Source organism: Candidatus Sodalis pierantonius str. SOPE, from assembly GCF_000517405.1.
Taxonomy (GTDB): domain Bacteria; phylum Pseudomonadota; class Gammaproteobacteria; order Enterobacterales; family Enterobacteriaceae; genus Sodalis_C; species Sodalis_C pierantonii.
Window position 1 is genome coordinate 1,134,412 of the sequence record NZ_CP006568.1, and the last position, 12,581, is coordinate 1,146,992.

The 12,581-nt window shown below is 51.5% G+C and carries 15 protein-coding genes and 2 pseudogenes; 11 read left to right on the forward strand and 6 right to left on the reverse strand.

Annotation, left to right across the window (positions count from 1 at the left end; translation table 11 throughout):
- Positions 1-296: 296 nt before the first annotated feature.
- Positions 297-1,238 carry a quinone oxidoreductase family protein gene (locus tag SOPEG_RS05875; protein WP_025244635.1) on the reverse strand — a complete coding sequence of 314 codons (942 nt, stop codon included), beginning with the start codon at positions 1,236-1,238 and terminating at the stop codon, positions 297-299.
- Positions 1,239-1,353: 115 nt separating this feature from the next.
- Here SOPEG_RS05875 and SOPEG_RS24220 point away from each other — a divergent pair, with 115 nt between their 5' ends.
- From SOPEG_RS24220 to SOPEG_RS05890, 3 genes and pseudogenes are all read left to right on the forward strand, one after another.
- Positions 1,354-1,812, forward strand: coding sequence for a MarR family winged helix-turn-helix transcriptional regulator (locus tag SOPEG_RS24220; protein ID WP_025244636.1), 459 nt, complete (start codon positions 1,354-1,356; stop codon positions 1,810-1,812).
- 134 nt (positions 1,813-1,946) lie between these two features.
- Positions 1,947-2,869 (forward strand): annotated as a pseudogene (locus tag SOPEG_RS05885) (IS5-like element ISSoEn1 family transposase).
- Between the two features lie 840 nt (positions 2,870-3,709).
- Positions 3,710-4,537: a PAS and helix-turn-helix domain-containing protein gene (locus SOPEG_RS05890; protein ID WP_025244637.1), complete on the forward strand. Its 828-nt coding sequence runs from the start codon at positions 3,710-3,712 to the stop codon at positions 4,535-4,537.
- 343 nt (positions 4,538-4,880) lie between these two features.
- On the opposite strand, the pseudogene SOPEG_RS27185 reads toward SOPEG_RS05890, so the two are convergent.
- Positions 4,881-5,060: pseudogene (locus SOPEG_RS27185) on the reverse strand (IS5/IS1182 family transposase); the annotation flags it as partial.
- Between the two features lie 67 nt (positions 5,061-5,127).
- Here SOPEG_RS27185 and SOPEG_RS28185 point away from each other — a divergent pair.
- Positions 5,128-5,280: a hypothetical protein gene (locus SOPEG_RS28185; RefSeq protein WP_025244638.1), complete on the forward strand. Its 153-nt coding sequence runs from the start codon at positions 5,128-5,130 to the stop codon at positions 5,278-5,280.
- Here SOPEG_RS28185 and SOPEG_RS05905 read toward each other — a convergent pair.
- Positions 5,273-6,196: an IS5-like element ISSoEn1 family transposase gene (locus SOPEG_RS05905; RefSeq protein WP_038468319.1), complete on the reverse strand. Its 924-nt coding sequence runs from the start codon at positions 6,194-6,196 to the stop codon at positions 5,273-5,275. The genes SOPEG_RS28185 and SOPEG_RS05905 overlap by 8 nt on opposite strands.
- A gap of 261 nt (positions 6,197-6,457) precedes the next feature.
- Positions 6,458-7,381 (reverse strand): IS5-like element ISSoEn1 family transposase, encoded by a 924-nt coding sequence (locus SOPEG_RS05910; RefSeq protein WP_025244639.1) that lies wholly within the window; start codon positions 7,379-7,381, stop codon positions 6,458-6,460.
- Between the two features lie 1,233 nt (positions 7,382-8,614).
- Here SOPEG_RS05910 and SOPEG_RS05915 point away from each other — a divergent pair.
- Together SOPEG_RS05915 and SOPEG_RS05920 are read left to right on the forward strand one after the other, a co-directional pair.
- Positions 8,615-9,448: an AraC family transcriptional regulator gene (locus SOPEG_RS05915; protein WP_025244640.1), complete on the forward strand. Its 834-nt coding sequence runs from the start codon at positions 8,615-8,617 to the stop codon at positions 9,446-9,448.
- A gap of 76 nt (positions 9,449-9,524) precedes the next feature.
- Complete coding sequence (locus SOPEG_RS05920) at positions 9,525-10,484, forward strand: DMT family transporter (RefSeq protein WP_025244641.1); 960 nt, start codon at positions 9,525-9,527, stop codon at positions 10,482-10,484.
- 31 nt (positions 10,485-10,515) lie between these two features.
- Here SOPEG_RS05920 and SOPEG_RS05925 read toward each other — a convergent pair whose 3' ends face one another.
- Positions 10,516-10,767 (reverse strand): helix-turn-helix domain-containing protein, encoded by a 252-nt coding sequence (locus SOPEG_RS05925; RefSeq protein ID WP_025244642.1) that lies wholly within the window; start codon positions 10,765-10,767, stop codon positions 10,516-10,518.
- Positions 10,768-10,858: 91 nt separating this feature from the next.
- On the opposite strand from SOPEG_RS05925, the gene SOPEG_RS05930 reads away from it, so the two are divergent.
- Entirely contained in the window at positions 10,859-11,185 is a 327-nt protein-coding gene (locus SOPEG_RS05930) for a helix-turn-helix domain-containing protein (protein ID WP_025244643.1), read from the forward strand.
- A gap of 96 nt (positions 11,186-11,281) precedes the next feature.
- Here the strand turns inward: SOPEG_RS05930 and azuC are convergent, their stop codons facing one another.
- Positions 11,282-11,419, reverse strand: a complete 138-nt coding sequence (gene azuC / locus SOPEG_RS05935; protein WP_148297004.1) for a stress response protein AzuC — start codon at positions 11,417-11,419, stop codon at positions 11,282-11,284.
- Positions 11,420-11,422: 3 nt separating this feature from the next.
- Here azuC and SOPEG_RS28190 point away from each other — a divergent pair, with 3 nt between their 5' ends.
- The 4 genes from SOPEG_RS28190 (at position 11,423) to SOPEG_RS28490 (ending at position 12,491) form a co-directional block, all read left to right on the forward strand.
- Positions 11,423-11,584, forward strand: a complete 162-nt coding sequence (locus SOPEG_RS28190) for a hypothetical protein (protein WP_158382330.1) — start codon at positions 11,423-11,425, stop codon at positions 11,582-11,584.
- 127 nt (positions 11,585-11,711) lie between these two features.
- A complete protein-coding gene (locus SOPEG_RS05940; RefSeq protein ID WP_025244645.1) occupies positions 11,712-11,975 on the forward strand; it encodes a hypothetical protein in 264 nt (87 codons plus the stop codon).
- A gap of 50 nt (positions 11,976-12,025) precedes the next feature.
- Positions 12,026-12,259 (forward strand): hypothetical protein, encoded by a 234-nt coding sequence (locus tag SOPEG_RS27190; RefSeq protein ID WP_038468324.1) that lies wholly within the window; start codon positions 12,026-12,028, stop codon positions 12,257-12,259.
- 16 nt (positions 12,260-12,275) lie between these two features.
- Positions 12,276-12,491 carry a hypothetical protein gene (locus tag SOPEG_RS28490; RefSeq protein WP_038468327.1) on the forward strand — a complete coding sequence of 72 codons (216 nt, stop codon included), beginning with the start codon at positions 12,276-12,278 and terminating at the stop codon, positions 12,489-12,491.
- Positions 12,492-12,581: the final 90 nt, after the last annotated feature.

Consider the following 12,581-nt stretch of genomic DNA (forward strand, 5'->3'; position numbering starts at 1 on the left):
ATCGTCTTACCGTGATGAAAATGATCGGTTTGTCCGGCGATGACCTGCAGCAGCTGCGCCACTGACAGGCTATTTCCGGCCCGTACGTCAGTGCGGGCATCTGCCTTATTTGACCTCAATAATATTCTTGGGCAACTTTAATGCGCTGCGCCCTATCATTCTCTTTCCCGTCAACGTGCTTCACTCTACTGCTCAGTTGCCCCGGACTATGACGTACATACTAAATGCAGCATGCTACCAGAGTGATGCATTGTAAAGAATTCACTAGGATTTACAGTAATTGAGAGCGTCGCTGACTACCGATCAACGACAGATACGGTACGGCAGCGGCTGTTATCTTCCTCCCACGCAGTGTTCACATCACTTAATGGGCGCATTTGAAACGGAATTGAAAAATCCTGCAGCGCCGCAGTTTGCAACATTTCGCCGATCGAGGCAATCAGCTCCGCGTTCGCTAAACTGCCCAGACCACTGCCCATTAGGGTAAGCCCTGAGCTACGGAGTAGCTTGCTGTGTAGAGATAGCGCCTGGCCGCTTAACGAACCAATTTGCACAAAACGCACCACTTTTTCTGCACCGGCAGCGGCAGCTGTCATGATATCGAGTGCGCTCGGGCCCCAGAGATAGTCCAAAACAACATCAATACCTTCAGCCATAAGCGCCAGCAAACTGGTCGGCAAAGCCTCCAGCGGCAATGTGATATCTGCACCCTGTGCGCGCAGTTTGTCTAACGCATCAACATTGCGGCCAATCGCGATAATTTTCCCGGCGCCTAGGTGACGTGCGATACGGACTGCCAGGCTTCCGGAGGTGCCGGTTGCGCCGTTAATGAGTACAGTTTCTCCCGTGCGCAACTGCGCTCGACGCGTTAATGCTGCCCAAGAAGACATCCCCGGGTTTGCTAGCGCGGCAGCCAGTACGGGGTCGAGTGTCGCAGGTAATGGCACAATATGGTTGACCTGCGTCAGCGTTTTCTCCGCCATACTTCCCCAAGGAGTGCCAAATGTTAGAAAGTAGACCGGCTCGCCATGACTGAGATAACCCGTGCCATCGATACCGGCAATGAATGGATAGTGCATTCTTGAACTGTAGTGGGTGCCGGCTGTACGCGACTTAACCAACTGGCTCACTGCGGCGGCTTTCACATTAATCATTACATGGTCGGCGTCGACAAGGGGTTCGATAAAATCACCGTATTCGGGAAGTTTTCCAGCTGAATAAACAATGGCTGCTTTCATTAATTAAACCTCCAGTTCACAGATAAATATGTGTAATATGCACACATTGATCATCAGAATCTAAGGTGTCAATAAATATATATATAATACACATAAAAACTTTAACCTTGAGGATTTGCATGATGCGTTACTGACGATCGTAGGGACCTTCAACCGTCCTCAACGTGATGAACTTATGATAAAAGAATCCGGTATTCAGCTTGATCGCGCTCTGTTTCCGCTTCTGGTACAGATTGGCCGCTTTGGTCCCATTGGCATCGTCGAACTGGCCGATCGTGTGGGGCGTGATTACACGACCGTAAGCCGTCAGGTAGCGAGGCTGGAAGAAACCGGTTTGGCGCAGCGGCAAAAGAATCCCAAAGACCGGCGGATTAATGAAGCGGCCATCACCCTCGCCGGCAAAGGGATGACAGATAAAATTGATACCGCACGCGCGCAGATTTATAGAGGTATTTTTCAGCAATGGTGTGAAGATGATTGCATAGCACTAACGAGACTACTCCAAAAGTTCGTTGTTGATTTCACCGCTAAAGAACAGGGTAGAAATGATGAAACGGTGAATCCCCCGGCCTGACGCTTGTACCTTACGCGGCATCAAACGTGCTCACGCTGGTATGTTTGACACCTAGCTGGGGCTTTGTTGAATAAATCGAACTTTTAGGTGACTGGCGGCTCTGATCACTACATTCGTTTCAACATCAGGTCCCCATGGCAAAGCAAAAGTTTAAAATCACCAACTGGCCCGCATACAACAATGCGCTCAGGCAGCGGGGGGACCTGACAGTATGGCTTGATGAGTCAGCCATTGCTGCATGGACTGAGAGTACACCACCTGAACATCGTGGCCGGCCGCTTCACTACACCGATATGGCCATTACCACGGTTCTGATGATAAAGCGCGTATTTAACCTTTCGCTCCGGGCGTTACAGGGTTTCGTTGACGCGATTTTTAAACTGATGGGGCTGTCGCTGCGCTGCCCAGATTACTCTTGGTCAGCCGGCGAGCAAAAACCGTCGACATCAGCATAAAAACGCTAACCCGCGGCGAAATCTCACACCTGGTCATCGATGGCACCGGCCTGAAAATCTTCGGCGAAGGCGAATGGAAAGTCAGGCAGCATGGGGCTGAGAGGCGCAGAGTATGGCGCAAGCTTCATCTGGCAGTAGATAACGCGACACATGAAATTATCTGTGCCGATTTATCGCTAAGCGGTACGACAGATGCGCAGGCGCTGCCCGGGCTGATTAACCAAACCCACCGGAAAATCAGGGAAGCGTCGGCTGACAGTGCTTACGATACGCGTTACTGTCATGATGTTCTGCTGAGGAAAAAAATAAAGCCGCTTATCCCACCGCGAAGTGGTGCGCAATATTGGCCAGCTCGATACCATGAGCGTAACCATGCGGTGGCAAATCAGCATCTGAGCGGCAATAACGATACCTGGAAAAAGAAAGTAGGTTATCACCGGCGTTCACTGGCTGAAACGGCCATGTTCCGGTTTAAAACACTTCTGGGTGGTCATCTGAGTCTGCATGACTATGACGCGCAGGTAGGTGAGGCTATGGCAATGGTCAAAGCGCTTAACCGGATCACACTGTTAGGAATGCCAAACAGCGTCCGCATCATGTAACAATCGCCCTGATAGGGAGGAAGTCGTCACAAATTTCGGATTTATTCAACAAAGCGCCTAGCTGGGAGAAAATCATACTTGAAAGGGCATGTTTCAAATCGGTTTATAAATTGTCTAAAGGTTGTGGGCATGCGGTCGTGAGTGAATTTTCGTCACGGCGTCAATACTTCCACAGCCTGATTCTAGGCTATCGAAAATACGGGTTATGATGGCATTCGCTTTCACCCGGCGATAGTCTGACGAGGGAAAACGGCTAAATATTTTAGCAAGGCCGTTTGGGATAAGCCCGGCAAACTAAAGTCGCTCGGGTGATGGGTTGGATTGAGGTGTTTGCGGCCGTCGGTAAGCCATCGCTCACGGTGGGTGGGCGGATGATGAAACATTAACGATGGTTAACGCTCGTAATAACAAAATCCTCTTAGATTTTATGACCAAATGCTGTAGAAATTTACGGCTGAATTCATTCTGGAATGGTTATCGTCTAATGCGTTTGCCATCACGAATAGCCACATGTATCTTATAATACCCTCACTCATTAAAAATGCTTGTTACACTAGGTATTTATCAAGCTTTTCATTGGTTATATTGATTGACGGAATGTGTTGATATCAGTAAAGTGAAAATATCACTGCAGCATCCGCAGCCAGGATCTGCAGCTCATAGAAAACTCTGATGGGGGAGGATCGTCGCTCTTTGCGACTGCACCGGGTGCACTCAAAGTCAAAGTCAACGCTGGACGGGATAGATGTGCCGCACAGCGCACCGATGCTATCCGCTTGTTCAGTTCGCCACATGACGTTGGGTGGTGATACCTAAATTGGTAACTGGAAGGGGGCTGCCATGTATAACGGCAATAAGAATACCGAACAATCTTTTCTCGTTAATCATTCAGGCAAGTCAAATTTAACCAAACAAACAGTATCGAAAGTCAATGTGCCTGACGATCCTACACTGAAGGTAAATAGCCAAAATCACAATATTATATCCTATCTTAACTCGTCCAATTCATTAATATCCTTTATAAAAAATAGCTCTGATCACTGGCTTATAAAAGATAATGATGCAAAATATGTCTTTGTGAATGATTCTGCTTCAAGTTTCTTTAAGTTTCCTAAAAATTTCGATGTAGAAGGAAAATCTGCGAAGGAAATGCCTACTGATATATGCCAGGAGCTTTGGCCAGAATTGACAAAGAGTGATAAAAAGGTGGTTGAAAAGAACAAGAAAATAATATCTATTGCAATTCATCATTATGGCAAAGGCAATACTAGCGAGCTAGTGCCGCATTACATGGAAAGAGAGCCTCTTTATGATGATAACAACACATTAATCGGTATTGTCAGTTATGGAAGGCGGCTTGATATACCAGAATTATTATGTTACATGAGCCGACTTGGCAGGAAAACCATTCAAACTGATGCTCCTGATAACTTATTTACTAAAAGAGAATTAGAAGTCATTTTTTGGGCCCAGCAAAGATTAGGTGTAAAAGAAATTGCCAAAAGGCTGAATATAGCCTGTAAAACGGCCGAAGTACATTTGATGAACATCTATCACAAAGCTGATGTGCACAGCAAATATCAACTCATTGAATACTGCAAACAAACCGGGCTTGATCAATATATTCCGTTAGATTTTATTAGAAAAGGTGTGCGGCTTATTGATTAGTAATCCAAAACTTAATAATGTAGATCTTATCTAAGCTAGCCGTAGGTGGCCATGCCTATAGGCCGTAGCTTACGCGATCTTATGTCCAGGGTAACAGCGCTTACCGGTTACTATTCGCATCGGGGGTCCTTAGCGCCGTCCACGACGAAAGCAAGTAGAGGTATTGATTGAGCTCATAGTTGCGTACGGCCTCAAGCAGGTGGAATGCAAGACATTACGATAAACGCCAGCCCTTAACTAGCATCAGCCCGGTCTGTCGCACAGGTTGTTGACACGGGCGTCGCTTCACTTTGTTGAATAAATCCGAAATTTGTGACGACATTCCTCCCTATCAGGGCGATTGTTACATGATGCGGACGCTGTTTGGCATTCCTAACAGCGTGATCCGGTTAAGCGCTTTGACCATTGCCATAGCCTCACCTACCTGCGCGTCATAGTCATGTAGACTCAGACTCAGATGACCACCCAGAAGTGTTTTAAACCGTAACATGGCCGTTTCAGCCAGTGAACGCCGGTGAGAGCCTGTTTAGAAATTTGTGTATTTGCCTGATTTTGATATGTTCAATCCAACATCAAAAACAGGTTAATTTATGGACGAAAAACAGTTACAGGCTCTGGCTAACGAACTGGCCAAAAATCTCAAAACCCCTGAATATTTCAGTCACTTCGATCGGCTGCTCGCTTTGTTGAATAAATCCGAAATTTGTGACGACTTCCTCCCTATCAGGGCGATTGTTACATGATGCGGACGCTGTTTGGCATTCCTAACAGTGTGATCCGGTTAAGTGCTTTAACCATTGCCATTGCCTCACCTACCTGCGCGTCATAGTCATGCAGACTCAGATGACCACCCAGAAGTGTTTTAAACCGTAACATGGCCGTTTCAGCCAGTGAACGCCGGTGATAACCTACTTTCTTTTTCCAGGTATCGTTATTGCCCCTCAGATGCTGATTTGCCACCGCATGGTTACGCTCATGGTATCGAGCTGGCCAATATTGCGCACCACTTCGCGGTGGGATAAGCGGCTTTATTTTTTTCCTCAGCAGAGCATCATGACAGTAACGCGTATCGTAAGCACTGTCAGCCGACGCTTCCCTGATTTTCCGGTGAGTTTGGTTAATCAGCCCGGGCAGCGCCTGCGCATCTGTCGTACCGCTTAGCGATAAATCGGCACAGATAATTTCATGTGTCACGCTATCTACTGCCAGATGAAGCTTGCGCCATACTCTGCGCCTCTCAGCCCCATGCTGCCTGACTTTCCATTCGCCTTCGCCGAAGATTTTCAGGCCGGTGCCATCGATGACCAGGTGTGAGATTTCGCCGCGGGTTGGCGTTTTTATGCTGATGTCGACGGTTTTTGCTCGCCGGCTGACCAGAGAGTAATCTGGGCAGCGCAGCGACAGCCCCATCAGTTTAAAAATCGAGTCAACGAAACCCTGTAACGCCCGGAGCGAAAGGTTAAACACGCGCTTTATCATCAGAACCGTGGTAATGGCCATATCGGTGTAGTGAAGCGGCCGGCCACGATGTTCAGGTGGTGTACTCTCAGTCCATGCAGCAATGGCTGACTCATCAAGCCATACTGTCAGGTCCCCCCGCTGCCTGAGCGCATTGTTATATGCGGGCCAGTTGGTGATTTTAAACTTTTGCTTTGCCATGGGGACCTGATGTTGAAACGAATGTAGTGATCAGAGCCGCCAGTCACCTAAAAGTTCGATTTATTCAACAAAGCCCTCAAACAGCAAAGCGGCAGCCAAGAGGGCTTACTCAAGCCGTTTTTGCCGTCAATGCACGGCAGCTCCCCTTGGCTTATTGGTGGCGATAACACTTTCAGGGTTTGCAGCCACTCTTCTGGGTAAAAATCGCTTTGTTGAATAAATCCGAAATTTTTGACGACTTCCTCCCTATCAGGGCGATTGTTACATGATGCGGACGCTGTTTGGCATTCCTAACAGTGTGATCCGGTTAAGTGCTTTAACCATTGCCATTGCCTCACCTACCTGCGCGTCATAGTCATGCAGACTCAGATGACCACCCAGAAGTGTTTTAAACCGGAACATGGCCGTTTCAGCCAGTGAACGCCGGTGATAACCTACTTTCTTTTTCCAGGTATCGTTATTGCCCCTCAGATGCTGATTTGCCACCGCATGGTTACGCTCATGGTATCGAGCTGGCCAATATTGCGCACCACTTCGCGGTGGGATAAGCGGCTTTATTTTTTTCCTCAGCAGAGCATCATGACAGTAACGCGTATCGTAAGCACTGTCAGCCGACGCTTCCCTGATTTTCCGGTGGGTTTGGTTAATCAGCCCGGGCAGCGCCTGCGCATCTGTCGTACCGCTTAGCGATAAATCGGCACAGATAATTTCATGTGTCGCGCTATCTACTGCCAGATGAAGCTTGCGCCATACTCTGCGCCTCTCAGCCCCATGCTGCCTGACTTTCCATTCGCCTTCGCCGAAGATTTTCAGGCCGGTGCCATCGATGACCAGGTGTGAGATTTCGCCGCGGGTTGGCGTTTTTATGCTGATGTCGACGGTTTTTGCTCGCCGGCTGACCAGAGAGTAATCTGGGCAGCGCAGCGACAGCCCCATCAGTTTAAAAATCGAGTCAACGAAACCCTGTAACGCCCGGAGCGAAAGGTTAAACACGCGCTTTATTATCAGAACCGTGGTAATGGCCATATCGGTGTAGTGAAGCGGCCGGCCACGATGTTCAGGTGGTGTACTCTCAGTCCATGCAGCAATGGCTGACTCATCAAGCCATACTGTCAGGTCCCCCCGCTGCCTGAGCGCATTGTTATATGCGGGCCAGTTGGTGATTTTAAACTTTTGCTTTGCCATGGGGACCTGATGTTGAAACGAATGTAGTGATCAGAGCCGCCAGTCACCTAAAAGTTCGATTTATTCAACAAAGCCGGTAAAAATATATCGGACGTATTAGGCGCAATGACGGGCGGCCTAAAATGATGAGAAAACCAGCAAGGAAAATAAATTTAAATCGCCGGGCGCTATTTAGACGACCTGAAATGACCCCATCCTGATGATAATTAGGGAGAGTGGGGCAAACCTGAACAATGCACTACCTTTGGCTAAATGCCTGCAATGCGAGGGGTAAATCGCGAAGAACTACCCCTCCGCTAGCGCTAAAGCGGTGCGCCGCAGAGCGTAATTTTCCCTGTCAGCATGGATTACCGTCAACAATAGGGGAAACGGTTCAGTGTGCATTAACTCGTCCCCAAAGAGTGATCCGCCCTAGCCGCCTAGTGAAGATTTATGGAAATGGGCCGGCGTTAAAACGAAAAAATGCCCGCGCAATGCGGGCAATGCAAAGGACGTACAGCGCTATCTGGTTATATGACGCCTGAGAAGTATGGGGTGAATAAATGACGGCAAGATGACAAACAGGGAAGCATGTGCGGTTATCAAAACCCGCGATTCACCTTAGGTGCGGCACTGTTGGCGCTAGCGTTGACAACGCGCTATTCGCCCCGTGCGGCACCCGCGCCGATCGCTGTATGGTGAACAGGCAAAGAGTGATAACATTTTAGGATTATTCTTTATATTAATAATCACATGTTGTGATAGATTAAATTTTAGTCACACTGGGGAATTATAACAACGCTTCTTCTGCTAGCCCGCTTCGACGGGCATTTTTTTTACCTGTTTCCAAAGCGGGGGCAGCGGCGCCAGCCTGCGCAATACTCGCTAGCCGTCTCTGTCCTTAGCCGAGCAGCCCACTGTGCGGCTCACTCCAATGGCCGTTGGCCCGCGTCCGGCCCTGTTACCCATGGCCTTGGCCGGTGGGCCCTGCCACCAGCATTAACCCCATCACGGCTGCCCACACCGGCGTCATGGCGATGTTGCCGTTTCGCGCTGCGATGGCGTTATGCTTTTTCTGGCGCAGATGACGCTTCGCGCGTTATCCTTTTGGCCTACGGGTCGCGTGCCACGGCTTTTTTTCTGCCGCCGACCTGCGTCAAATCGCGGTAAGATAATCGTGCGCGTAACGGCAAGAGCGCCGGCACGACGGTGCAGGGTTTTGCCGCGCAGCCAGGATGACCAGTAGGGCCCATGATGCCAGGCATGCCAGCCAAGGTTCACCTTGAAACAAACCGTGCCCAGTTCCGTTTGCCGCCTGGTCTGGATGGCGTGGAGCTTTACCGGGCGCATATGCTGAGCCATACCTTTGAACCTCATAGCCATGATGCGTTTGGCTTAGGTATTATCGACGCTGGGGCGGAACGGTTCCGCTATCGCGGCGCGCTGCACCTTGCTCCCCGCCAATCGCTGGTGATGATGAATCTCGACGAGCTGCATACCGGCGAGGCGGTGACCGAGGAAGGCTGGCGTTATCGTATGATATACATTGCACCGCCTACGCTTTTTGCGCTCAGCGGCGAGAGTGGATGGTGGTTTGGCGACGCGGTACGCCAGGATCCGGCGCGCGCCCTCGCCTTATCGCGGCTGCTGGATGCACTGTGGCACGGTCAGGATGCGCTTTGCTGCGCCGGCCTGTTGCTCGAGATAGCCTGTTTGTTGCGTCCCCATGCGCGCGTGCCGGAGCGGCCGCGGCAGGAGGCGCCGCACCGTCTCGATAGGGTCCGCGACTACATCGTGGCGTATTATGGCCACGTCATCACCCTCAAAGAAATGGCGAGTCTGATCTCTATGAGCCCCTACCATTTTTTGCGTCAATTCAAGGCGCGGTTTCACGCTACGCCCCATCAGATGCTAATGGCCTACCGGCTGAACCAGGCCAAACGGATGTTCGCGCGCGGTATGGCTGCGGCTGACGTTGCCGCCGCCGCGGGCTTGACCGATCAGGCGCATCTTACCCGCACATTTGCTTTGCGTTACGGTACTACGCCGGTCCGCTATCAAAAGCAGGTAGTGTCGGCGGCATGCTGATCGCAATCTCATACAATATTTTACTGTTTGAACCAGGCACACTCAGGGACGATCCTTACAAACAACAGGAAACATGATGATAACAGGGATATTTTTCGCGCTTGGCGCGGGCTTATCATGGGGACTGATTTTCGTGGGTCCCCTGCTGGTACCGGATTACCCCGGCGCCTTGCAATCAGCGGGGCGCTATGTCGCCTTTGGGCTTATCGCCCTGCCGCTGGCCTGGTATGACCGGCATCGCTTAAAGCGGTTGCAGCGACAGAACTGGGTGGAGGCGGTGAAATTATCGCTGGTCGGTAATTTGATTTATTACACTTGCCTGAGCAGCGCCATACAGCGCACGGGAGCGCCGATTTCCACCATGATTATCGGCACGCTGCCGGTAGTGCTGGCGGTGAGCGCCAATGTCGCCTACGGTCGTGACGAAGGCACATTGCCGTGGGGACTGCTGTCGCCGGCTTTATTATTAATCGCCGCCGGTCTGACGTGCGTGAACGCCGCCGAGTTAAGTCAGGGCGCGCAACCGTTCCACCTGTGGCGCTACTTGAGCGGCATTGCCCTGGCGCTTATCGCCGTGGTGTGCTGGACCTGGTACCCCTTGCGCAACGCGCGCTGGCTACGGCGCCACCCCTGCCATAAACCTACTACCTGGGCCACGGCGCAGGGGCTTGCTACGCTGCCGCTGGCCGCGGCGGCCTATGGGATTATTTGCCTGGGGCTGGGGTTCACCCACCCGACGTTCTCCCTGCCGTTCGGTCCGCGGCCGCTGGTGTTCGTGCCGTTGATGATCGCCATCGGTTTGTTGTGCTCCTGGCTGGGGGTGTTTTGCTGGAACGAGGCAAGCCAGCGCTTGCCCACGGTGCTGGTGGGGCCGCTTATCGTATTTGAAACGCTGGCCGGCCTGACCTATACCTTTTTGCTGAGACAGGCATGGCCGCCGATGTTATCCCTTACCGGCATCGCCTGCCTGATCATCGGTGTCGCCTATGCGGTCAGTATCAAACCGCAGCCGGTGAAAAAAATCGTTTCGCTCTAAGCGCCAGACGACCACCGGCGCGGCGGTCGTTTTAGACGCCCTTGGCTTTTTCTTTTCTCGGCCGCAGCGCGCCGGTATGATCATAGTAGCGGCTCGGCCAGATCTCCGCCGCCGGCACGCCGATAACCTCGGCTATCACTCTTTCCCCCTTAGGCCACGGACGGTGTAGCGTGTTGGACAACGTAGTGGAGCTTAAGCCAAAGGCGCGGGACAGGGCGGCCAGGGAAGTACCGCGTTTACGTAATGCAGCTATAATATCTGCCTTGTGCCAGTCTTCCTTCATGCACACTTCTCCTGTGGTGTTTGAATCTCCTGCTACAATACTACGTTATTCGTAGTTATAATGACAAACCAAAACTACGATTATCGTAACTATGATCACACGACCCTCTTATCTTGATGTCTTTTGCCGGAGGTTGAAACAGGCGCGGCAGGCCAAGGGTCTCTCTCAGAAGCAGTTGGGTATTGCGGCGGGTATCGATGAATTTGTCGCCAGTACGCGTATCAATCGCTATGAGAAGGGCGTCCATGAGGCCAACATTCAGATTGCCCAGCATTTGGCAACGGTACTCGGCGTGCCACTCGCTTACCTGTATACCGAAGACGATGAGCTAGCGGAGTTGATGCTTATCTTTCTGGTGCTGGCGAAGCCGGGTCGCGGGGAAGTGATGAACGTCGCGCGCCGCCAGCGGTCAGAGTAATGCAAGGGCCGAATAATCTGGGCGGGCTCTTCGTTGAGGAATTTTAACCATAAAAAAAGCTGCCGCGGCAGCTTTTTTTTCGTCGCAAGGACGCTGTTACATCATGGCGCCGGGCGGCACATCTTTAACGGTGTTCAGGTAAGACGCCAGGATTTTTTTGATAAAGTTACGGAATTTCATCTTGTTCCTCGACCAGTTCGGTTTGTTGCCAATCATTAATTCTACTGCGGTCATAATATGACCTTCATCACAATAATGCAAATTTTTGTGATGCGAATCACGCAAAAAAATAGCCAGATCCCTCTTTTTAGCCCGCCATTAGCCGCCACTGACGCCGACACGCAACATCATGACAACCTGAGCGCGGTCGTCTGCGGCACCCCTGCATCGTTGCGCTAAGGTTTGCTCCGTGGCTCCTACATTGAACGCTATTCACCCAATAAGCGGGACTGGAGGCAAAAATGATTCAGGATGAAGCAGCAATGTTGTTAGACGGCGGGGAGGGGAGATGAGGGGGGTTACAGGTATGCTTAAAAGCGTCGGTCATGGCCGCCACTCGCTCAGTAAATGGACCCAAGCCATCGCCTTTTTAACCTGTACAGGCGTTATATGCTGGTACTCCTACCATTTGCGCCTCAGTGAATGGATGTTCGGTCTGTACTTTGGGGTCGCGGTAGGGGCGAACGTCCTGAATAAAAAAATCGCCATGGATAAGGCGCTGGAGGATAAACGCGTTGATGTCGCTTCCGTTGTCGCCGATGCCTGTCAGCCGGCGGGAGAAAATCAATGACAACGCTATTGTCATGTCCTGGCATCATCGCCACCCTACTCGGGGCGGTGATGATGGGGTTACTGATGGTGGCATTCGGTTGTGGCCGCGCGCGGGGGCGTGCCGCGGTGCAAAAACGGGCCGCGGCGCAGCGCGAGGCGATAGCGCATATCGTCCAGCGGCAACATGAGGTTGCCAAGACGGCAGGGGGGATCAAGCATGAAATTAATCGTTTGTCTGCTGGCGATGTCGATAGCCGGCTGCGGAAAAAATGGCGCTATCCCGATGCCGCCGGCGATCGTTGATACCGGTTGCAGTTAGGTGACGCCGCTGTATCTGACCGGCAGGGATATCGACCTGCTGGATGCGCGTACCAAAAAAGCGCTGCTAATGCATAACGAAACCGTGGAGAAAAATTGTGGCGCCTCGGGCACCGAGACGCTATCCAGGTCGTCAGCGGCCGAGAAGTGCGGGTCGCGCTACCTTATTCCTGGCGACGACGATGCAATAAATATTTCCCCCGGCGCGCTAGATTGACCCCTAGGCGCAAGGAGGGCACCGCGCACCGCCAAACAGTGCGTGGAGCAACGGAGGGCGAGGCCGGCGGTTTGTCCAGCGCACTTTGGC